This window comes from Luteibacter mycovicinus (assembly GCF_000745235.1).
Classification (GTDB): domain Bacteria; phylum Pseudomonadota; class Gammaproteobacteria; order Xanthomonadales; family Rhodanobacteraceae; genus Luteibacter; species Luteibacter mycovicinus.
On sequence record NZ_JQNL01000001.1, the window covers coordinates 3,432,389 to 3,452,794 of the forward strand.

15 protein-coding genes are annotated in these 20,406 nt (G+C 65.5%); 9 read left to right on the forward strand and 6 right to left on the reverse strand.

What is annotated here, in order from left to right; translation table 11 throughout:
• The first annotated feature begins 19 nt into the window (after positions 1 to 19).
• The gene (locus tag FA85_RS15150) at positions 20 to 1,471 is read left to right on the forward strand and encodes a bifunctional 2-methylcitrate dehydratase/aconitate hydratase (RefSeq protein WP_036115368.1); all 1,452 of its coding nucleotides are present in this window, start codon (positions 20 to 22) and stop codon (positions 1,469 to 1,471) included.
• Positions 1,472 to 1,668: 197 nt separating this feature from the next.
• Positions 1,669 to 2,766, forward strand: a complete 1,098-nt coding sequence (locus FA85_RS15155; protein WP_036115365.1) for an OmpA family protein — start codon at positions 1,669 to 1,671, stop codon at positions 2,764 to 2,766.
• 69 nt (positions 2,767 to 2,835) lie between these two features.
• On the opposite strand, the gene FA85_RS15160 is transcribed toward FA85_RS15155, so the two are convergent.
• Positions 2,836 to 5,268, reverse strand: a complete 2,433-nt coding sequence (locus tag FA85_RS15160; protein WP_036115362.1) for a TonB-dependent receptor plug domain-containing protein — start codon at positions 5,266 to 5,268, stop codon at positions 2,836 to 2,838.
• A 302-nt stretch (positions 5,269 to 5,570) separates the two neighbouring features.
• Here FA85_RS15160 and FA85_RS15165 point away from each other — a divergent pair, with 302 nt between their 5' ends.
• The 4 genes from FA85_RS15165 (at position 5,571) to FA85_RS15180 (ending at position 8,911) form a co-directional block, all read left to right on the forward strand.
• A complete protein-coding gene (locus FA85_RS15165) occupies positions 5,571 to 6,032 on the forward strand; it encodes a DUF3574 domain-containing protein (protein WP_036115360.1) in 462 nt (153 codons plus the stop codon).
• The gene (locus FA85_RS15170; RefSeq protein ID WP_036115358.1) at positions 6,032 to 7,633 is read left to right on the forward strand and encodes a hypothetical protein; all 1,602 of its coding nucleotides are present in this window, start codon (positions 6,032 to 6,034) and stop codon (positions 7,631 to 7,633) included. Before FA85_RS15165 ends, FA85_RS15170 begins: the two co-directional genes overlap by 1 nt.
• 77 nt (positions 7,634 to 7,710) lie before the next feature.
• The gene (gloA, locus tag FA85_RS15175) at positions 7,711 to 8,241 is read left to right on the forward strand and encodes a lactoylglutathione lyase (RefSeq protein WP_036115356.1); all 531 of its coding nucleotides are present in this window, start codon (positions 7,711 to 7,713) and stop codon (positions 8,239 to 8,241) included.
• A 13-nt stretch (positions 8,242 to 8,254) separates the two neighbouring features.
• Positions 8,255 to 8,911 (forward strand): rhomboid family intramembrane serine protease, encoded by a 657-nt coding sequence (locus FA85_RS15180; protein WP_036115354.1) that lies wholly within the window; start codon positions 8,255 to 8,257, stop codon positions 8,909 to 8,911.
• A 496-nt stretch (positions 8,912 to 9,407) separates the two neighbouring features.
• Here the strand turns inward: FA85_RS15180 and rapA are convergent, their stop codons facing one another.
• The 5 genes from rapA to FA85_RS15205 form a co-directional block, all read right to left on the reverse strand.
• Positions 9,408 to 12,239 (reverse strand): RNA polymerase-associated protein RapA, encoded by a 2,832-nt coding sequence (rapA, locus tag FA85_RS15185; RefSeq protein WP_036115352.1) that lies wholly within the window; start codon positions 12,237 to 12,239, stop codon positions 9,408 to 9,410.
• Between the two features lie 73 nt (positions 12,240 to 12,312).
• Entirely contained in the window at positions 12,313 to 12,993 is a 681-nt protein-coding gene (locus tag FA85_RS15190; protein ID WP_036115351.1) for a Fe2+-dependent dioxygenase, read from the reverse strand.
• A gap of 18 nt (positions 12,994 to 13,011) precedes the next feature.
• Positions 13,012 to 15,327, reverse strand: a complete 2,316-nt coding sequence (locus tag FA85_RS15195) for a catecholate siderophore receptor Fiu (protein WP_036115349.1) — start codon at positions 15,325 to 15,327, stop codon at positions 13,012 to 13,014.
• A 188-nt stretch (positions 15,328 to 15,515) separates the two neighbouring features.
• The gene (locus tag FA85_RS15200) at positions 15,516 to 16,307 is read right to left on the reverse strand and encodes an ABC transporter permease (protein ID WP_036115346.1); all 792 of its coding nucleotides are present in this window, start codon (positions 16,305 to 16,307) and stop codon (positions 15,516 to 15,518) included.
• Complete coding sequence (locus FA85_RS15205; RefSeq protein WP_036115342.1) at positions 16,304 to 16,903, reverse strand: ABC transporter ATP-binding protein; 600 nt, start codon at positions 16,901 to 16,903, stop codon at positions 16,304 to 16,306. Before FA85_RS15205 ends, FA85_RS15200 begins: the two co-directional genes overlap by 4 nt.
• Positions 16,904 to 17,097: 194 nt before the next feature.
• On the opposite strand from FA85_RS15205, the gene FA85_RS15210 reads away from it, so the two are divergent.
• From FA85_RS15210 to FA85_RS15220, 3 genes are all read left to right on the forward strand, one after another.
• Positions 17,098 to 17,763, forward strand: a complete 666-nt coding sequence (locus FA85_RS15210) for a response regulator (protein WP_036118228.1) — start codon at positions 17,098 to 17,100, stop codon at positions 17,761 to 17,763.
• A complete protein-coding gene (locus FA85_RS15215) occupies positions 17,760 to 19,136 on the forward strand; it encodes a sensor histidine kinase (protein ID WP_036115340.1) in 1,377 nt (458 codons plus the stop codon). Before FA85_RS15210 ends, FA85_RS15215 begins: the two co-directional genes overlap by 4 nt.
• A 165-nt stretch (positions 19,137 to 19,301) precedes the next feature.
• Positions 19,302 to 20,405 (forward strand): glycosyltransferase family 9 protein, encoded by a 1,104-nt coding sequence (locus FA85_RS15220; protein WP_081907567.1) that lies wholly within the window; start codon positions 19,302 to 19,304, stop codon positions 20,403 to 20,405.
• Position 20,406 lies beyond the last annotated feature (1 nt).

The following is a 20,406-nucleotide window of genomic DNA, read 5'->3' on the forward strand; positions in this document are numbered from 1 at the left end:
CCCCTCGCGAGTGAAATCCATGAGCGCACACGACATCCGTTCCGCCACGCGTCCCGATCCGGACCAGCCGTTGGTGGACATCGCCAACTACGTGGCCGACTACCAGATCGACTCGCAGGAGGCTTACGACACCGCGCGCTACATGCTTCTCGACTCGCTGGCCTGCTCGGCGCTCGCGATGAAGTTCCCGGATTGCGTCAAGCATCTCGGCCCGCTGGTTCCCGGCGCCGTGATGCCGGGCGGCACCCGCGTGCCCTTCACCGCGCATGAGCTGGACCCGGTGCAGGCGGCGTTCGCCATCGGCACCCAGATCCGCTACCTCGACTTCAACGACACCTGGCTCGCTGCCGAGTGGGGCCACCCCTCGGACAACCTCGGTGCCATTCTCTCGGTCGCCGATTACCTCTCGCGCAAGGCGGTCAAGGAAGGCGGCAAGCCGCTCACCGTGCGTGACGTGCTGGGCTACGCCATCAAGGCGCACGAGATCCAGGGCTGCTACGCCCTCAGGAACAGCTTCAACCGCGTCGGCCAGGACCACGTGATCCTCGTGCGCCTGGCGTCCACGGCGGTCGCCACGGCCATGCTGGGCGGCGACAAGGAGCAGATCACCACGGCGGTCTCGCACAGCTGGATCGACAACGGGGCCCTGCGCACGTATCGCCACGCTCCGAACACCGGCCCGCGCAAGAGCTGGGCCGCCGGCGATGCCTGCCGCCGCGCCGTCACGCACGCCATCAACGCGGTTTACCGCAACGTGGTGGGTTACCCGTCGGCGCTCACGGCGAAGACCTGGGGCTTCTACGATGTGGCCTTCAAGGGCAACGCGTTCGAGTTCGAGCGTCCGTTCGGCAGCTACGTCATGGAGAACGTGCTGTTCAAGATCAGCTTCCCGGCCGAGTTCCACGCTCAGACGGCGGTCGAGTGCGCCATGGCGCTGCATGGTCAGGTCGCCGACCGTATCGACCAGATCGAGAAGGTGGTGATCGAGACCCAGGAGGCCGGCGTTCGCATCATCGACAAGACGGGCCCTCTGGCCAACTACGCCGACCGCGACCACTGCATCCAGTACATGACCGCCGTGCCGCTGATTTTCGGCCGTCTCACGGCCGACGACTACAACGACTCCGTCGCCGCCGATCCCCGCATCGACGCCCTGCGCGACAAAATGACCGTGGTCGAGAATCCGCAGTTTACGAAGGATTATTTCGACCCTGAAAAGCGCTACATCGGCAATTCGGTGCAGGTTTTCTTCAAGGATGGGTCGAAAACCGAAAAGGTTTCGATCGACTTTCCGATCGGACACCGTAAGCGTCGCGCCGAAGGCATTCCGGTCCTGCTGAAGAAATTCGAGTCCGCGCTGCGTGCCGAGTGGCCTGCGGAGCGGGTTGAGCGGGTTCTCGAGGTCACTTCGTCGGCCGAAAAGCTGGACGCGATGCCCATTCACGAGTTCATGACGCTCTTCACGGCTTGATAATGGCCGTGACTCAAGTATGAACGGCGGTTTTTAGCACGTGTTCAATTGTTTGATTTTTGCTAAACTGCCGCCGCCCGTTGAAGGGGTATCAAAGCGAGGGACGGCATGAAGTCCCCGGATTCGATATGAGATTTACGCGCGATTTCCGTCTGGGGTGGAGCGCGGACGCGAATACCAATAATGAGGAGACACCGATGAAACGTAAGGGCTTGTTTTTGCTGATCGGTTTGGCCCTGGGCGGCGTGGGTGCCGTTCATGCGCAGGAATCCGCTGACACCGCGGGTAACGGCTATGACGGCCGCTGGTACATCGCACCGACGGTTGGCGGTTACTACAACGACACCGACCGCAACACCAACAGCCGCCAGGTTTACTACGGCCTGGGCTTCGGCAAGTTCATCTCGAACAACGCGTCGATCGACATCTTTGCCGATCGCACCAAGCGCGATAACGATGGCAACGGCCACTGGTCGAACAACAGCTACGGCGTTGCCGCTCGTTTCTACGCTGGCGCGTGGGACAGCTGGCGTCCGTACCTGCTGGCTGGCGTGATGGGCTCGTACCACCACAACCCGGCTGACAACGGCTGGTCCCCGGCTGCCGAGCTCGGCGTCGGCGTGTCCAAGACCATCACCGACAGCTCCGACTTCCGCGTCGAAGCCGGCTACCGCTACGATTGGGACGACAAGACTGTCGAGTCCGAGAATGGCTACGGTGACTGGTTCCTCGGCTTCTCGATCGTCTCGCGCTTCGGCGAGCCGCCGGCAGCTCCCGCTCCGGTTGCCGCTGCTGTCCCGACCGCTCCGGATTGCTCGACGCTCGACAGCGACGGCGACGGCGTGAACGATTGCGACGACAAGTGCCCGGCCACCCCGGCTGGCACGATCGTCGGTCCGGACGGTTGCCCGCAGAAGGTCGTCATCGACCTGCGCGGCGTCAACTTCAAGTTCGATCGCCCGAAGAAGGGTGAGACGAACATCGGTCCGACCCTGCAGGAGCCGACCAGCGAATCGCTGGGCGTCCTCGACCAGGCTGTCGACACCCTGCAGCGCTACCCGGCCGTCAAGGTCACGGTCGCTGGTTACACGGATAGCGTCGGTAAGGACGCTTACAACCAGGGCCTGTCCGAGCGTCGCGCGAAGATCGTGTTCGACTACCTGACCTCGCACGGTATCGGTGCGGATCGTCTGGAAGGCCCGATCGGCCACGGCGAGAACAACCCGATCGACACGAACGACACGGCCGAAGGCCGCGCTCGTAACCGTCGCACGGAACTGCAGGTTCAGCAGTAATCCTTGCAAGATCGGTAACTGTTCCATGAAAGAGCCCGGCGAAAGCCGGGCTCTTTTTTTGTGCCTCACTCACCAGGCGTAACGAACCCGCCCGTACCAGTAGGCACCATTGCTCCCGATCGGGGAGATCACGTCGTAAGGAAAATTGCCCGCATACGCGATGTCCGGGATCGACCGGTCAGGGTACTGATCGGTGATGTTCTGTCCGCCCAGCGCGATCGACAGTCGGTCGGTCGCATGCCACTCTGCCTCGGCATCGATCTGCCAGCGCGCGGCGTACGTCTGCTTCGGAACATAGCCATCGCCGAAATCGAACACGCGCGTCGTCGTCCCCTGGCGCGTGGCACGCGTCAGCAGCGACCAGCGCGCGCTGTCCCATTTCGCGGTAAATGACCCGCGCTGGCGAGGCGCCGCGTCGGTCAACGTGTTGCGTTCTTCCAGACCGAAGAGCACGGCGTCTGCGCCTAGTGCGGCAAGTTCTGCAGGCGTGTCGCGGACCTTCCGGATCGACGTACGGTTGTAGCTGTACGTCGCGGTGAGCGTCAGGTTGCCGCCGTAGACCGGCTGCCGATAGTTGGTCACCAGTTCCGCGCCGCGCGTGCGCGTGTCCACCGCATTGGTGAAAAAGGCGACGCTCTGTACGCCGGGGACGCCGAAGCGCGTGGCGATGTAGTCCTCGAGGCCATCGGGTGCGATGGTCTCCGACAGCGTGACGCGGTGATCCACGTCGATACGATAGACATCGAGCGACGCGTCGAAGCGATCCCCGATGCGCGCTGTCAATCCGAGGCTGTAGTTGCGCGATTTCTCCGGCTTGAGATCCTTCGCGCCGAGGCCGCGGGCCACCGGATTGTTGACGGAAAGAATCCGTCCCTGCACCAGCGTGCCGTCCGCTCCATAGCCGGTGGACGTCGATTCGAAACCCACCTGGCTCAATGATGGTGCACGAAGGTTGTTCGATGCGGCACCACGAATCGCGATTGCATCGGTGATGGCGTATCGCCCGCTCAGCTTTCCCGTCCAGGCGGACCCGAAGTCATCGTAGTGCTCGTAGCGCGCGGCGGCGTCGGCGAAGAAACGGTCGGTAACGTCGCCGGAGAGGTCGACGTAGGCAGCGCTGACGTTGCGACGCAGGTCCGCCGTGTCCTGTGGCGTGAGGCCACCGCCGGCCTGGGCTCCCGTCGGGGCACCGACGATGGGTCCGACCGCGTATGAGGCAGGGTCGCCCGCATACGTCTGGAACCCTTCATGACGAAACTCCGCGCCCGTCGCCAGCGTGAACAGCTTCGAGCCCCATTCGACGGATCGACTGAGATCGAGATTGGCGGTCCCCTGGGTGTTGTCGTATTTGCCGATGTTGAAGCGGGTGGGGCTCTCATCGCCGAGCGATACATTGACCGTGTTGCGCAGGTCGTAGTCGAAGGTGTTGCGTCCCCAGGTCAGGCTGCCGTCGATATCCCATTCGCCCGCGCGGCCACGCGCCCCGGCGGTGAGGTTGACGTCGCGGTTGTAGCCCAGCGACTCCGGACGATACCCATCCGGGTAGATCGATGGCACGTTGGCGTCGCTGTCCGGATAGCGAAAGTAGTTGTCGCCGATCGTCCGTCGCTGGGTGTACGTGCCGAAGGCATAGCCACGCACGCTGTCGCCGAAGGGTAGTTCCGCGTTGAACCAGCCACTGTAGTTTTCGTTGCGCGGGTCGCCCGCGGCGTAGTTACGCCTGCCCTGGAGCGCCAGATTGGCGGGTGACTGGTTCTCCCACGAGGGGATCTGATCGGGACCGGCGCGGTTGGTCGCCTGACGGTCGTTGCCCTCGAAACCTGCCCGTAAAAAGCCGCCGTCGCCGCCGAGCTTCGTCCCGGCCTTGGCGCTCACGTAGGCGCTCTGGCCGTCCGTGATGGTGCGATCGCCGGGGCGGAAGTTCGTGTGATACGCGCCGTATGTGGCGTTGACCTCGCCACCGTCCGGCGAATCGTCCAGGATGATGTTGACCACGCCGGCGATGGCGTCGGAGCCGTACTGCGCGCCGGCGCCGTCGCGCAGCACTTCAATGCGCTTGATCGCGCTGATCGGGATCGCGTTGAAGTCGACCGGTGTCGTGCCGCGACCGATCTTGGTGTCGCTGTTGACCAGTGCGGAGGTATGGAAACGCTTGCCGTTGACCAGTACGAGGACCTGATCCGGGCTCATGCCGCGAAGCTGCGCGGCGCGTACATGGTCCGATCCGCCCGAGTTCGACTGGCGCGGGAAGTTGAACGAGGGCAGCAGCGTCGCGAGCGCCTGGCCGAGTTCCCCGTTGACCGCGCCCGCGGAACGCAGGTCTTCCGGGGTGAGCACATCGATCGGCACCGGCGAATCGAGCACGGTGCGATCCTTGGCATGGGTGCCGGTGACCACGACCTGGTCGAGGGTCGACGCGTTGGCGCGGTCGGCTTCCTGCGCGGCGACGGGCAGGGCGGCAAGGGCGATGAGAACGGCGGAGGTAAGGCGGGACGGGCGCATGGAGGGTCCTGGCGGGCACACGGGGTCGTTGCCGCCGAGGGGCGGACGACAAGAAGAGGGGGCTGACGGGTTGCGACGTCAGTCGTGCGCGGCGCGGCCCGGGCGACATCGCGGATCGGCCGCGGGGCGGCGGACGACGATGGCGGGACGGGTTGGGCGCGGGATCACGGCGGGTGGTTCCAGTGGTCGCAGGAACGTGCGAACCTTTCACTATTTGTTGCATTGCGGTGTACGCTGTGTCAATAGCTCGGACGCCTAGCCGTATGGACGTCCGTTTCAGAATGCATGTGCAAGGGGTTCTTATGAAGCTGTTCGCCGGTCTGATACTCGCCGTTTCGCTGTCCACGGCGGGGTGTGCCAGTCCCGCGCAGCGGGCGCCGGGCGCGGTGAACGCGAGCGCGACGCTCAGTGGTGACCTGGCCCATCCGGATGCGACCACGGGCTGGGTTCGCACCGAGTTGTACTTCGGTCTCGGGCTGGCGGACGGACGCGATGGCGTCGACGAAGCCGCATGGCGCGCCTTCCTGGACAAGGAAGTAACCCCGCGTTTCCCCAGCGGCCTCACGGTCATCGATGCCTACGGTCAGTGGCAGGGGAAGCAGCAGTCGCGCCCCGAGCGCCTGCGTTCCAAACTGCTGGTGCTGCTCTACCGGGACACGCCGGCGCAGCGTGAGGCCGTGGATGCCATTCGCAGCGCCTGGAAGGCAAAGACCGGTGACCAGTCGGTGCTCCGCGTCACCCAGCCTGCGGATGTGTCGTTCTGATGGCCACCACGATCGCACCGCGTCGTCGTTTCGGTGGCGGCGACCTCAATGGCGTTCTCGGCCTCGTCGTCGACAATCTCTCGCTCCTGGCGTTTCTCGCCACGGCACTCATCGGGATCTTCGGTATGCCGGCGGATCTGGTCTTCCGGAAGATGTTCCCGGGTACGGCCTTCGGCGTCCTGCTGGGCAACCTCGCTTACACCTGGATGGCACGGAGGCTCGCGGCCCGCACGGGTCGAAGTGACGTCACCGCGATGCCGCTTGGCATCGACGCACCGACGACCATCGGTATGGCCCTGCTGGTGCTCGGTCCCGCCTTCGCCGGCTACCGTCAGGCCGGTATGGACGTCGCCACCGCCGGTGAGGCGACCTGGCACCTCGGCATGGCGTCGCTGGTCGTCATGGGCGTGCTGAAGTTCGTGCTGTCGTTCTTCGGCGCGTGGGTGCAGCGTTCGGTCCCCCGTGCCGGCCTGCTCGGCTCGATCGCCGGTATCGCGCTGGTGCTGATGGGTCTGCTGCCGCTGGTTGAGATTCTTCGTGTGCCGGTGGTGGGCTTCGCCGGGCTTGGCATCGTTCTCTATGCGCTTATCGCGAAGCGCCGTCTGCCGTTCGGCCTGCCGGGTGTGCTCGGTGCCTTTGTCGTCGGTGTGGCGCTGTATTACGGGCTCGGCCCGGTCGGGCTGCTGGGTAGCGGATACCACGCGCCGGCCCCATGGACATGGCGCGTGGGCCTGCCGCTGCCGAGCCTCGGGTTTATCGATGCGCTGCCTGCCACGGTGCCGTACCTTCCGTTGATCCTGCCGTTCGGCCTGCTGATGGTGGTCGGCGGTATCAACGTGACCGAAAGTGCCCGGGCGGCGGGCGACGACTACGCAACGCGCGACATTCTTCTGGTGGAAGCCCTGGCTACGCTCGTGGCCGGTGTCTGCGGTGGCGTGGCGCAGACCACGCCGTATATCGGCCAGCCGGCCTACAAGGCGATGGGCGCGCGGTGGGGTTACACGCTCGCCACGGGCATGATCATCGGCCTCGGCGGCGTGCTCGGCTACCTGTCCAACCTCGTCGAACTGCTGCCGGTCGCGGTGCTCGCGCCCATCCTCGTTTTCGTTTCCATCAGCATCACCACGCAGGCCTTCGAAGCGACGCCGCTGCGGTACGCGGGCGCGGTCGTCTTCAGCTTCTTCCCGCCGATCGCGAGGCTGCTGGCGATCAAGCTGGGCGATCCGACCATCGTCGACCCGGCGCATTTCGGTGCCCTGTTCGCCGATAACGGTCATGGCATCTCGGCGATGGCGGTGATCGTGATCCTCGGCAACGGCTTCATCATCACCTCGATGGTCTGGGCGAGTTTTGTCGTGGCGATGATCGATGGGCAGGTGCGCAAGGCCGCGGGCATCGTGGCGCTGGGCGGTGTATTGACGGCGTTCGGCGTCATCCATTCCGTCGCGCCGATCGGCTCCGTCTACCTGCCGTGGCTGCTCGACGCCGCGTCGCAGGCGCTGGTATGGCAGTTCGTGGCGGCCTATGGCGCGCTGGCGGCGGTGTTGTTGGCGCTGTCGCTGGGCGGCGAGCAGGCGGCCTCACGTCCGGTCGCCCGATAGCGAGGCAAGTCCGCGCAGGCGCTTGAATTGGGCCGTGCGGGCAGCCACCCTTGGGTATTGTCCCAAGGAAAACTCCGATGTCCCTCTCCGACCTGACTTCGCTCCCCGGTGTCACTGCGACCCCGGACGCCGTCACCCATGGCTACGTGTTCAACCACACGATGATCCGTGTGCGCGATCTCAACGTGTCGCTCGACTTCTACACGCGCGTGCTGGGTTTCACCCCGGTGTACAGGCACGTCTACGAGGAAGCCGCGTTCACCATCGTCTACCTGGTGCTGGTCGGCGATCGCAGCCAGATTCCGGATAACGACGAAGAGCGCAAGCGCTGGGTGCTGGCACAGCCGGGCGTGCTCGAGCTGACGCATAACCATGGCACCGAAAAGGATCCAGAGTTCGCCTACCACAATGGCAACAGCGAACCGCGCGGCTTCGGTCACCTGTGCGTGAGCGTACCCGACGTCAACGCCGCATGCGCGCGTTTCGAAGAGCTCGGCGTCACCTTCCAGAAGCGCCTGAGCGATGGCCGTATGCGTCATATCGCCTTCATCCGCGATCCGGATCAGTACTGGATCGAGATCCTTCAGCCCACGCCGCTCGCCGTCTGACGAACGCACCCCGATGCCGACGAACCTGCCCCCCATCACCCGCAATCTGCTGATCGCGAACGTCCTCGTCTTCATCGTGCAGATGCTGCTCGGCGACGACAGCACCATGGCGGTGAGCCGATGGTTCGCGCTGTGGCCGATCGGTCACGACATCGCGGTGGACATGGGGGGCGGGGATATCGCCGGTCTCGGGTTTCGTGCGTGGCAGCTGGTGACCTACGGCTTCATGCACGGAAGCGTCATGCACATCGTGCTGAACATGTACGCCTTGTACATGTTCGGCGGGCTGATCGAGCGGGTGATGGGGAAGCGGCGCTTCGTCATCTATTACTTCACGTGCCTGATCGCGGCGGCCGTGGCGCAGCTGGCGGTGGTGTATTTCTTCGAGCCGGAGAAGATGTTCCCGACGGTGGGTGCCTCGGGCGCGGTGTTCGGTCTGCTTGGCGCGTTCGCGATGTTGTTCCCGCGCGAGAAGCTGATGTTGATTCCGATTCCTGTGGGCATTCCGGCGTGGCTGTTCGTCACGCTTTACGGTGCGGCCGAGCTGATTTTTGGCGTGACCGGCACGGTGTCGGGTGTGGCGCATTTCGCCCATCTGGGTGGGCTTTTTGCGGGGCTGGTCCTGCTTTGGGCGTGGGGAGTGAGGCCGCCGCCGCGGCGGGCTTTTTAGGCTATTGAGGTCGAGGCATGGGCTCCCTTGCGTCGAGGCATGGGCGCCGTTGGGTGCCATTCTCGTCGCTAAGTCCTCCTCCGGCCTTCGCCTACGTGCGGAATCGCTCCGAGAACGACACCCAACGGCACCCTCCGACTCATGAGGTTGCGGGCTGCAAGAGCGAGGATCACAAGCGATAGCACGAGCACGAGCACAAGCGATAAGCGCGAGCACTAGGCGCGAAGCGGTGCATCGCGCCAATGGATGCGTGGATCGTCGATCGCCGAGCGCTCCGCGGCCTCAGGCTCTGCTCTTCCGTCAAGTACACGGTCGCGCTGGGAGGGAGTGGTTGGCTGCCGTTCCTGGAGCGCTTCCGCACGAAGGCGAAGGCCGTAGGAGGACTTAGCGACAGGAACGGCAGCCAACCGCTCCCTCGCCCCACGGCGCCCGCCCCAACGCGATGGCGAAGCCGAGCCCCCCGCAGTGAACCTGCGAAGGACCGGCACAGACGCACTCAACGCAGCGCGAGGAAGTCCGGGCTGACCACGAACCGCACAGCATCCAGGCGGAAGCGTGCTTCGGGAATCGCCGCCAGCAACGCATCGCGTTCGGCCTCGACCGCTTCCAGCTCCGCGTCGGTGATCGACGGATTCACCGCGTGCAGCGCGACCAGGCGTGCGTACTCGCCATCGAGCTCTCGTCGCGCCGCTTCCATGGCCTCGAGCTTGATCACTTCCGCACGTGCCTCGGCGAGATCCTGCGCACGCTCGAGCATCGGCGGCACCAGCTTGGAAAGGAACTTGCGATAGCGCGCGACTTCGATGTTGCGGTCGGGCGCACGCCGCATCGCGACATCGCTGGGGCGGAAGCCGGCGCGCTCGCTGAGCTTCGTATCGACCGTGAGTGCCAGCGGCGTGGTCGGCAGGAAACGGCCCGGATCCAGCGTGCGGTCCGCGACGATCTCGAGCACGAACACCGTCTGCAGCAGCGCGGTACGCACGGGCAGGGCGTCGTCGACGAGGAAGGCCGCGTTGCCGTTGTCGCCGGTGACCAGCAGGTCGACCGCGGCGAGCACCATCGGGTGATCCAGGCGCAGCAGCGGCAGATCTTCGCGGGCGAGAGCGAGCTCACGCGAGAAGGTCACCGAGAGGGGGCCATCGCCGAAGCCGGTGAGGCCATCCGTCGAGAGGTACTGCGGGTCGAGCAGCACGATGTCCCTCGCGAGTTCCTCGGCGTGCACGCCGTAGGTCTCGAACAGCCGCTGGATGAACGTGTCGCGTGCCTCGTCGTCGTCCTCGGCGGCGAAACTGCCGGCGAGATCGTCGGCGTGCGGATCGCGGCTGGCCGCAAGTTCGAGCAGGTGGTCGCGACCGGCGTGAATGAGGGCGGACAGCTCCTCGTGCGCGCCACGCGTTTCCGCGATCAGCGCGTCGAGCTCCTGGTCGCGGGCGTCGTCTTCGCGGGCATGCTCGTCGGCCAGCGTGGCCAGCAGCTTGCCGAAGCGGCGCAGCAGTTCACGGCCGTCGGCGGGACTGGAGCGGAAGGCGTCGAGCCCTTCGTCGTACCAGCGCGCGAGGATGTGCTGCGCGCTCTGCTCGACCACCGGTACGTGGATGCTGATGTCGTGTTTCTGGCCGATACGGTCCAGACGGCCGATGCGCTGTTCGAGCAGGTCGGGATCCAGCGGCAGATCCCACATCACCAGACGGTGGGCGAACTGAAAATTGCGGCCTTCCGAACCGATCTCGGAGCAGATCAGCAGGCGCGCGCCATCGGGCTGAGCGAAGAACGCGGCGTTGCGGTCGCGCTGGACGATGCCGAGGCCTTCGTGGAAACGCGCCACGCCGACGCCGCTCTTCGTACGCAGTGCCTCTTCGATCGCCAGCACCTTGGCCTGGCTGCGGCAGAGAAGGAGGAACTTGTCCGTGGGATGCGCGTCGAGCAGGCTCAGCAGCGCGGCCAGACGCGGATCGTCGTGGTAGTCGAATTCGTGCAGAGTCGGCGGCTGCTGAAGGTCCGATCGGAATTCGGCGAGCAGGGCATCGCGACGGCCTTCGTCGAGGCTGTCCGGATCGAGCACGCGGATCTGCGGCACACGGTGCGGAAAACCGCCGATGCCGGCGCGTCGGTTGCGGAACATCGCGCGGCCGGTGCCGTGACGATCGATCAGCGCGGCAAGGAGCTCCTCATTCGCGTCGTTGCGATCGACCAGCCCGAGCAACTCACGGTCGCCCTTGAAGCGGGCCTTGAGCAGGTCGCGGTGCGCATCGCCCAGCGGCTCACCCGCGACGAGCACGTTGGCGATTTCAGACAGCGCGCCGTAGCCCTCGGCTTCGGCAAGGTAGCTGTCCAGATCGCTGTAGCGCTGCGGATCGAGCAGGCGCAGGCGGGCGAAATGCCCGGCGCGGCCCAGCTGTTCCGGTGTCGCCGTGAGCAGGATGACACCCGGCGTCGCGGCGGCCAGTTCCTCGACCAGGCGATAACGCGGGCTGGCGCCCTCCGGCGTCCACTCGAGATGGTGAGCCTCGTCGACGACGATGAGGTCCCAGCCGGCTTCCGTGAGCTGGGCGGCCCGCCTGGGTGACGACTCGAGGAAGGCGAAGTCGGCGATGACCAGTTGCTCGTCCTCGAACGGATTGCGCCCGTCGTTCGACTGCTCGATGGCCTCGCAGCGCTCCTCGTCGAAAATCGAGAACGAGAGGTTGAAGCGGCGCAGCAGCTCGACGAACCACTGGTAGACCAGGGTCTCGGGGAGCAGCACCAGCACACGGCCGGCACGACCGGCGGCCAGCTGGCGCGAAAGGATCATGCCGGCTTCGATGGTCTTGCCCAGGCCGACTTCGTCGGCGAGCAGGACGCGTGGGGGCCGACGCGCGGCGGCGATACCGGCCACGCGCAGCTGATGCGGGACCAGGCCGATACGGGCCGATTCCAGGCCCCAGGCGGGCGAGCGGCGCGCGTCGGCGCGACGACGCAGGGCCTCGAGGCGGAGGTCGAAGCGATCGTTGGTGTCAGTACGACCGCCGATCAGACGATCGTCGGCCTGGGAATGGGCTTGCTCGTCATCCAGCTGGCCTTCTTCGAGCTCGCGACCTTCGCCGCGATAGACGAAGAGACCTTCACGCTCGTCGATACGTTCGACCAGAAAAGCGATGCCCTTCCCGGAAACGCGTTGGCCGGCGCGGAATTCGGCGCGGATGAGGGGTGCGCTGTCCGATGCATAGGGGCGCAGGACGCCCGCCTTGGCGAACAGAACCTGCACACTGCGTCCCTCGACGCGGAGAATGGTGCCGAGGCCGAGCTCGGGCTCGGCGGTGGAAATCCAGCGTTGACCGGGTTGGAACATGCTAGGGGAGCCAAGGACTACAAGGGGGCGTTGATTATCCGCCCCCGGGGCCCCGATGCCTACCTTTTACGCCTCAGGTCTCGGCCCAGCGCCGCAAAAGGTTGTGATAAACGCCTGTCAGCTGGAGGATCGCGGCCTGATCCGCGCCCGCGGCGGAGAGGGTGCGGATGGCGGTGTCCATCTCGAGCAGCAAGCGGCGGCCACTGTCGTCACGCACAAGGCTCTGGATCCAGAAAAACGACGCGATGCGCGCTCCCCGTGTGACCGGGGTCACGCGATGAAGGCTGGACGACGGATACACGATGGCATCGCCGGCGGGCAGTTTGACCTCGTGCTCACCGTATGTGTCGCTGACGATCAGCTCGCCACCGTCGTATTCATCGGGATCGGCCAGGAAAAGGGTGCATGAGATGTCGCTACGGACATGCTCCTCGCCGCGCCCGGTCGACATCACCGCGCCATCGATATGAAAACCGTATTCGCCGCCGCCTTCGTAGCGATTGAAGCGCGGCGAGATCGTGCGCAACGGCAAGACCGCCGCATGATAAAGCGGGTGCCGTGTCAGCGCCGCGACCACCTGGTCGCCCAGTTCGCGCCGCAAGGGCGATGCGTCGGGCAGTTGCAGGTTGCGCTTGACCTTCGCACCCTGCGGACCGACGGTCTGGCGACCGTCGGTCCATTCGGCTTCCGCCAGTGCGGCGCGCATCCCCGCGACCTGTTCCCTGGTCAGGACTTCCGGGATGTGCAGCAACATGACGGTTTCCTCGATCGATCAGAAGCGGACGTTGGCGGTGAGCATCGCCGAGCGCGGTGTACCCGGAGTGTAGCGGTAGCCGCTCTTGTTGATCGCCGCGACGTAGTTCTTGTCGAACAGGTTGTACACGTTCAGCTGCAGATCGAAGTTGCGGTTGATCGGGTAGCTGGCCATCGCGTCGAACACCCAGTAGGCCTTGGTGTATTGCGGCGTGCCGACCGCACCGTCCGTGCCGCGCTGCAGTTCGCCGGAGTAACGCGCACCGCCGCCGATCGTCAGGTTGAAGGGCAGGTGGTAGGTGGTCCACGAGGTGAAGGCTTTCTTCGGGGTATACGCCAGATCGTCCGAACCGTTCTGGGTGACGTTGGCACCCTTCTCGACGGTGGCGTCCATGGTCGTGAAGCCGGCACTGATCGCCCAGTTCTCGGTCAGCTTGCCGAGGGCGGAGATCTCGATGCCCTGCACGCGCTTCTTGCCGATCTGGTAATACAGCAGGTCGGTCGGATCCTGCACCAGTTCGTTGGTGACGGTGGTGCGATAAAGCGCGCCGGTCAACAGCAGCTTCGAGTCGAGCAGATCCCACTTCGTGCCGATCTCGGCGGTGCGCGCCTTCTGCGGATCGAAGTTCGGGTTGTCCGCACTGTTCGCCGACGAAGACAGCGTGAGGGTGTTGCCACCCGGCGGCTCCTGGGACTGGGCGAAGTTGACGTAGATGCTGCCATTGGCGGCGGGCTTGTAGAGCACACCGACCTTGTAGTTGACCAGGTTGTCGCTCTTGCTGGTGTCGACGCCCGGCAAGACACTGCCGGTGGGCAGGGCACCGCAGACCGGGCCGCCACGACCGCCACAGACCACGAGACTGCTGAAGTCGGTCTTGTAGTGATCGAAGCGGACGCCTGCGTTGACCTGCCAGCTTTCGCCGAACTTCACGGTGTCAAAGACATACGCTGCGGCGGTGTTGGTCTTGCCGCCGGACGAGGCGCCCGTTTCGCCATAGCGAAGGCCACCGACGTTCGAATACGGCTTATACAGGTTCGCCGCGGGCCATGTGCTTCCCGCGCGGGCGCCCATGCCGATCGTGCGGGCTTCCTCGTTGGTGAGCTCGATGCCCGTGCTGATGTCCTGTGTCACCGCGCCGGATTCGATCGTCGCCGTCAGGTTGGTCTGATTGGTCGCGATACGGTTGGTCTGGTGCTTGAACGTCGGTGTGCTGCGAGCCAGCGTCCAGGTCGAGGGATCGGTCGCGTTCGGCGTGAGCAGGTTGGCGGTCGAACCCATGAAGGAGGTCAGCAGATAATCCTGCGTCGTGCGGCCCCAGCGTGACGTATTGTGCAGCGCGACCTTGTCGCTGAAGTCGTGCTCGACGATGACCGTGAACATGTCCTGCGTGTCATGGTCATGGTCCTGATTGGTACCGTAGTAATTGTCCTCGTCGACCTTGCCGGCGCTGGTGAGGAAAGCGCGGGTATCGGGCGAGGTATAACCGGGCAGGCCGATGGTCGGGACGCCGCCATCGGGAACGTTGTTCTGCTTGATGTGCAGGTAATCGATGTATACGCGCGTGGGGGTGCCGAGGCCGAAGGCCAGCGACGGAGCGATACCCCAGCGGTTGTTTTCGATCCGGTCGCGACCCGCCACGTGGCTCTTCTGGTCCATGACGTTCAGGCGGAACGCGCCGGTATCGCCCATCTGCTGGTTCAGGTCGGCCGTGCCACGCCGACGCTGGCCGCTGCCCATCTGCACGGAGCCGGACACGCCGTTACCGAGTACGGGCTGCTTGGTGACCAGATTCACCGCACCGGTCGGCGCCGTACGGCCGTATTCCGTGCCGTCCGGACCCTTGGTGACTTCGACCTGTTCGATATTGAACACGTCGCGCGACACGGTGCCGAGGTCGCGCACGCCGTCGACGAAGATGCTGCCCGACGTATCGAAGCCACGCATGTAGATCGAATCGCCCGTATTGGTCGAGCCGTTCTCGCCGACGTAGAACGTGCCCACGCCCGGACTGTTGCGCAGCGCTTCGGTCAGCGTGGTGGCGCCCTGCTGCTGGATCAGCTCGCGGTTGATCACCTGCACGGTCTGCGTCGTATCCAGCAACGACTGGGTGAATTTCGGCGACGAGACCTTGTCCACGCGGTAGTCGCTGGAACGATCCGCCTCGACCTGCATGCCGGGAAGCGCCTGGGCGTCGTTGACCTTGGCCTGCTGCGGCGGGGCGACATCCACGGAAGCGTCGCTGGCGATGGCGCCATGGGCGAGCGAGAGGAGAACGGCGGCGCCGACGGTTCGTGCGGCGGGAGCGGCGTGCTTGCGGCTCTTGATGAAGGCCATGATGATCCTTGCGAGGCTTGGACAAAAAAGGTCCGGACCCGTCGCGCGCACGAACTCGCCCGTCGCGAGTCATGGACTCACGTGAGATGCTGGTCGTTGCCCCTGATCGGTGGCGGTGCGCGGGACTTAACCCGGTATGCGCCGCATCGTAAACTTAATGAGAACGATTCGCAATGCTAATGCGAGCTTTAGCCAAGTCGATCGAGGCGAAGCCGCATCCTGTCGTCATGGAGTCGCGCCATCGCTCCATAGGCGGTACCCACCGCGGCAAGGCAACTGGCTCCCGTTAACAGGATCAGCAGCAGAATCTGGTATTTCACCGCATCCACCGGATCGGCACCGGCCAGCAGCTGACCGGTCATCGTCCCGGGCAGGGTGATGACGCCCGCCGCGGCCATCTGGTTGATCACCGGCACCATGGCCGCGCGGATCGATCGTCGCAGCAGCGGTGCGCCGGCGGTGCGAAACGTGGCCCCAAGCATCAGCTGCGCCTCGATCGCGTCGCGCTGATGGCGGACGTTGTCCAGTACCCCGGCCAGCGCGATGCTTGCCGCATTGAGGATGCTGCCGAGCAGTATCCCCACCAGTGGAATCGCGTAGCGCGGGTCGTACCACGGCTGCGGACGAATCGCGGTGAGCAGGGCGAAGCACGCGGTGATCAGGACCACGCCGAGCACGTGAGGCAAGGCGACCACGACGTTGCCGCCGCGGAGACGCCGTACCGGTCGTACGGCCACTTCCCGGACCGCGACGAGTGACATCGCCAGCACCAGCACCGCGGTAAGCCAGGGCGAGTGTTCCGCGAACACATAGCGCAGCAGGTAACCGACGGCTACGAGCTGGACGGCCATACGCACGGAGGCGACGATCAGCGCGCGATGAAAGCGCAGGCGCAACGCGATGGACAAGGCCGCGTCCACGACGAGCAGGAGGGAGGCCAGGGCGATATCGCCGGCATGCAGTGAGAGAGGCGACGTCATGCGGTGAGCACTCCGCCGATCTGCATTTTCAACGCGTGGTCGCCCACGCGTGCCGCCTGCGCGGCGTCGTGGGTGACCCAGATCACTGTAGCCCCACCGGCCATCCGTCGCGAGATGACGGTTTCCACCGCCCGGGTGGACGCGGGGTCGAGGGATGCGGTGGGTTCGTCGAGAAGGAGCAAGCGCGGCTCGGCCACCAGTGCACGGATCAGGGCGAGGCGCTGGCGCTCGCCGGTGGATGCCTCCTCGATGGGGCGTTCGAACAGGCGCTCGGGCAGGAACAGCTCCGCAGCCAGGCGGCGGTAAGTCGCATCAGCGCCAGCGGGAAAGTGGTCGCTCACGTTGTCGGCCCACCATCCGCTGCGAGCCGGTACCAATCCCGCTCGCCGCCGCCACTCCGCCGCCGGCAGCGACGCCCGTTCGACCCCCTCGAAGCTGACCGCGCCCTCGTGAGGGTCGAGGTCGGCGAGCATGCGCAACAGCAGCGTTTTTCCCGACCCCGAGGCGCCGGTGATGGCGAGGCACTGCCCGGTCGGCACCTCGAAAGAGAAGGGGCCAGCGTGCACGCTACGCAAGCCTTCGACGAATAAGCTCATGCGACAACCTTTGTGAACACCGTTGGTTTCGCGACCAAGGTCGCCTGCACCGCTTAGCTGAGCCTTAGGTGCCTCTACTCAGTGACGCCTAAGGCAGCCCTTCGGATAATGCGCCGGGGTCGCCGGAAACGTGGGTGCCCCGCCGCGCACGGATGCGATACCAGAATCTCAGTGCGCTACCGAGGACGTACAACGTGAACATCATCGTGGTCGAGGACGACGCACGGCTCGGCGCAGCCATCAAGCGCGCGCTGGAGCATCTGGCGTATACGGTCACGTGGCTGCGCACAGGCGCCGAAGGCCTGGAGGCGCTGCGCAGCCAGTCCGTCGATCTGGTCCTGCTCGACCTCGGGCTGCCGGAAAAAGACGGCATCGAGGTGATCACCGAGGCCCGCCGGCTGAAGGTAAAGACGCCTATTCTCGTCATGACCGCGCGTGACAGCGTGGAATCGCGCGTGCGCGGGCTGGACGCGGGCGCCGACGACTACATGACCAAGCCGTTCCATCTCGACGAGCTGGCCGCACGGATCCGTTCGCTGGCGCGGCGCGCGCAGGGCCTCGCGGACAATCAGCTTGACGCGGGTGCGTTGTCGCTCAACCTGAGCACGCTCGAGGTCACCTTTCAGGAGCGTCGTGTCGAACTCACCCGCCGCGAGTTCGCCCTGCTGCGCATCCTGATGGAGCGGCACGGCAAGATCGTCCGCCGGGAATCGATCGAGAGTTCGGTCTACGGGATGGAGTCGGACGTCAGCCCCAATGCGCTGGAAGTGCTTGTGCATTCACTGCGGCGGAAACTCAGCCCCGAGGCGATCCAGACCGTGCGTGGGTTTGGCTACATGGTGCCGCGAGACCTGACGTGAGCCAACGCGGCATCGCATCGCGGTTGCGCTGGTCGATCGGCCTGCTCGCGGTGGCGGTGCTCATTCCGATGGGCTGGTTCGCGGCACGGCGCACGCTCGCCGATGTCGACGCGCTATGCGACGCCCGGCTGGCTCAGGCGGCGCTGGGCATGGACGCGATGATCGCGCAGACGGGTCTTGCGCATATCGAGGTGGCGCACGACAGTCAGTCGTTGCCCGATGTGCCAGTCACAGGGCATCTCGGAGAGACGCCGACCCATGAGGTCGAGGTGGGCTATCAGGTACTTGGCGCCGATGGCCGTGTGCTGCTGGTTACCGAGAACATGCGCGCGCTGGGTGCGCCGCCGGAAGGCGATGGTGCTTTCGGCGACGTGCACATCGATCGCCGCCACTGGCGCATCTACACGCATCGGGATTCTGCCCGGGGCATTACGGTCACGGCGGGTGAGCGCTACGACAGCCGGCGTGACGTGCTGCGTGCTCTGTGGATCGAGCACGCCTTGCCGTTGTTGTTGGGTATTCCGTTGCTGGCAGTGGCGGTGCGCTGGTCGGTGCGACGTGCGCTGCGGCCGCTGGATACGCTGACTTCCCTGCTGACGATCCGCACGGCTTGGAGTCGCGACACGCTGTTGCTCGCCGGAGCGCCCGAAGAAATACGGCCCATCGTGGAATCTCTGAACACACAGTTCCGCCGGATCGGTCATGCCCTCGAGCGTGAGCGACGTTTCAGCGCCGACGTCGCGCACGAACTACGTACGCCGCTCGCTTCGACCATGATCAATCTCGACAGCGCGATCGCGGAAAAGCGAGGCATGAGAGCGGCCGCGTCGCTTCCGGACGCCTACGCCAGCCTGCAATCGCTCGCTCGACGAACCGATCAGCTGTTGCTGCTGGTGCGACTCGACGATGCGGACGATATGCCGCGTGGCCGGGTCGACCTTTGCGCCGCCGCGCGGGCGGTCGTCGACGAGCTGCGTGCGACGGCTCGCGTGGACGCGCGGCATCTCGACGTGTCGGTACCGACCTTGCCTGTCTGGCTTGTAGCGCATGGACCCGCACTCGATGCGTTGATGCGCAATCTTGTGGAGAACGCCCTTCGGCATGCACCGGCGGGTGGACATGTATGCCTGACCGTGAAGCAGGATGCGAAGGCGACGGTGATCGAAGTCCGCGACGACGGTCCGGGAATTCCTCCGGAACGACGTGAAGCGGTGTTCGAACGGTTTCATCGTGAGGCGACCAGCCTGGGCGATGGCTTTGGTCTCGGCCTGTCGATCGTGCAGCGGGCGGCGCGGCTGCACGGCGCAAGCGTCGATCTGCTCGACCCACCGGATGGGCCCGGACTACTCGTCAGGGTCGGCTTGCCCCATTGAGCCTCGGCGAGCCGGGCGCGAAGGCTAAGCTGCCCTCGCAGCACGACATCGTGCATTCCCGTTCCCATGCGCCCGGGCGCACGGACGTCGAATCGTCATCCCACGGACAGCAAGGCATAAGGTTGCTGCGGCATCGTTGGCGGCAGACTTCCAGAGAGTTCGCCCATGCCTCCTGTCGCGTCGCTGTCATCGACCACATCGAACGAGCCGGCTCGCACGCCCATGCACGGCAACGCCGCGCTCTGGCGTCGCCGGGTCGCGGCCTGGCTGGCGCGGCACCTGGTCGCCCCGCCGAAAAACCTCGTTGGCGCCGGACAGCTTCCTGCCTCGGGCATCCAGCGCATCCTGGTCTGCCGTCCCAACCACCGGCTTGGTAATACGCTGCTGCTCACCCCGCTGCTGGTCGAAATCGAACGTCGTTTCCCGGGCGCTGAAGTGGATCTGCTCTCCGCCGGTCCCGCGGCGCACTCGGTGTTTCGCGGGTTCGACATCGTCGGTGACTGCATGACCCTCGATCGACGCGCGGCGCGGCGCCCCCTCGCCACGATCGGCGCGTTGCGCAAGCTGCGCTCGCGTCGCTATGACCTGGTCATCGACGCGGCGGCGGGGTCGTCATCCGGGCGTATCGCCAGTGCCATGGCGAAGGCCCGTTTTCAGTTACGTACCGACGCCATGCCGAACGAGGGTCCGGTGACGCACCTCGCGGCACGGCCGGTGCAGGCGTTGCGCTGGGCACTGGGTGCCCGTGGTGAGGGGGAGGTTCCGTTGCTCGATGTCAGGCTGACCGATGCGGAACGTCGCTGTGGGCAGGACGCCCTCACGCGGGTGCTTCGCGATGCCAACGAACGCGGCCTGCCGGTGATGGCGATCTTCCCGAACGCGACCGGCTCGAAGCGCCTGCCGACCGACTGGTGGAGCGATTTCGCGAACGAACTGCTCGCACGCATCGGCGATGTCTGCATCGTCGAGCTCGTATCCGCCGATGGTCAGTCGCGCCTGGGTGGCGGCTATCCCACGTATTACACGAGCGATCCGCGCAAGCTCGCCAGCTTCATCGAAGCCGCCGGAACCTACATCAGTGCCGACTGCGGCGTGATGCATCTGGCGGCCGCTACGAACGCGACCACCGTCGGTTTATTCGGGCCTACCGACCCGGGGCGTTATGCGCCGTACGGGCGTAACAACGCCGCCATCGCCTGTGATGACGGGTGTCCGCGACACGCGGCGACGCGAACGGCGGCGCATCTGCAACGTCGCCGTTCGCCATAAA

Excerpts from the sequence above, each read along its gene's own strand:
- FA85_RS15150 (WP_036115368.1), top strand. The coding sequence starts at position 20 with ATGAGCGCACACGACATCCGTTCCGCCACGCGTCCCGATCCGGACCAG.
- FA85_RS15155 (WP_036115365.1), top strand. The coding sequence starts at position 1,669 with ATGAAACGTAAGGGCTTGTTTTTGCTGATCGGTTTGGCCCTGGGCGGC.
- FA85_RS15160 (WP_036115362.1), bottom strand. The coding sequence starts at position 5,268 with ATGCGCCCGTCCCGCCTTACCTCCGCCGTTCTCATCGCCCTTGCCGCC.
- FA85_RS15165 (WP_036115360.1), top strand. The coding sequence starts at position 5,571 with ATGAAGCTGTTCGCCGGTCTGATACTCGCCGTTTCGCTGTCCACGGCG.
- FA85_RS15170 (WP_036115358.1), top strand. The coding sequence starts at position 6,032 with ATGGCCACCACGATCGCACCGCGTCGTCGTTTCGGTGGCGGCGACCTC.
- gloA (WP_036115356.1), top strand. The coding sequence starts at position 7,711 with ATGTCCCTCTCCGACCTGACTTCGCTCCCCGGTGTCACTGCGACCCCG.
- FA85_RS15180 (WP_036115354.1), top strand. The coding sequence starts at position 8,255 with ATGCCGACGAACCTGCCCCCCATCACCCGCAATCTGCTGATCGCGAAC.
- rapA (WP_036115352.1), bottom strand. The coding sequence starts at position 12,239 with ATGTTCCAACCCGGTCAACGCTGGATTTCCACCGCCGAGCCCGAGCTC.
- FA85_RS15190 (WP_036115351.1), bottom strand. The coding sequence starts at position 12,993 with ATGTTGCTGCACATCCCGGAAGTCCTGACCAGGGAACAGGTCGCGGGG.
- FA85_RS15195 (WP_036115349.1), bottom strand. The coding sequence starts at position 15,327 with ATGGCCTTCATCAAGAGCCGCAAGCACGCCGCTCCCGCCGCACGAACC.
- FA85_RS15200 (WP_036115346.1), bottom strand. The coding sequence starts at position 16,307 with ATGACGTCGCCTCTCTCACTGCATGCCGGCGATATCGCCCTGGCCTCC.
- FA85_RS15205 (WP_036115342.1), bottom strand. The coding sequence starts at position 16,903 with ATGAGCTTATTCGTCGAAGGCTTGCGTAGCGTGCACGCTGGCCCCTTC.
- FA85_RS15220 (WP_081907567.1), top strand. The coding sequence starts at position 19,302 with ATGCCTCCTGTCGCGTCGCTGTCATCGACCACATCGAACGAGCCGGCT.